This is a genomic window from Oleiphilus sp. HI0080 (assembly GCF_001635135.1).
This window is the reverse complement of record NZ_LWFU01000217.1, coordinates 1-673: the sequence shown is the minus strand read 5'-3', so window position 1 is coordinate 673 and position 673 is coordinate 1. Positions and strand designations below refer to the sequence as shown.

The window sequence follows — 673 nt, the reverse complement described above, 5'->3', positions numbered from 1 at the left end:
TAATCCATATGATAAATCCGTAGCCACCTACGAGCACCGAACTTAAGATAGGAAAGAAAAATATCGCTATAAACCAAAAAGCATTCCGCTCTTCTTCGCGAGAAATCGGTTTATCTATTTCACTTGGCTCTTCTGTCATGACAGACCTCCCAGCCAAAATAAATCTCAAATACACGCTACAGAACTGCACCGTATACAATTCGAAAACCATTAACAGACTCAAGATAGTACAGATTTTTTGGCTTGCGCAACCAAACACCCGCCTGATGGCGGGAGTAAATGACCTTGGTCAAGTCGAACTAAAACAGCTTGAGCGCTATGACTCTATATCGAGCGAGAAAATGAACACGGGTTACTTCAGTTTACGCGCTCGAAACTTGCGGCCTTTAATGTTGCCCTCATTGAGCATGTTCAGCGCTTTTCTCGCTAAATCTGCTTTTACGGCAACAAAACTCGCGTTTGGCACAATGCGAATTTTTCCTACATCAGAACCATCTAAGCCGCCCTTTGCTGTCAGAGCTCCTAGCAAATCACCTGGGCGCACTTTATCTCGCTTACCACCAGACACTTCAATACTTACCCAGTCCGCTTGAGGATAATCGCCTTTTGCTTTAAAGCTACTAACATCAAGAAACTCTAGCTCCTGCTGACGTTCGTCGGCGAGTCGTTCAAG

At 44.6% G+C, this 673-nt stretch carries 2 protein-coding genes; both read right to left on the bottom strand.

Annotation, left to right across the window (positions count from 1 at the left end):
- The coding region (locus tag A3751_RS21680; RefSeq protein WP_082863005.1) for a hypothetical protein at nucleotides 1-139 on the bottom strand (139 nt) is incomplete at its 3' end.
- A 213-nt stretch (nucleotides 140-352) separates the two neighbouring features.
- Nucleotides 353-673 (bottom strand): DbpA RNA binding domain-containing protein (locus A3751_RS02390; protein WP_197466123.1); only part of this gene is annotated, 321 nt, incomplete at its 5' end.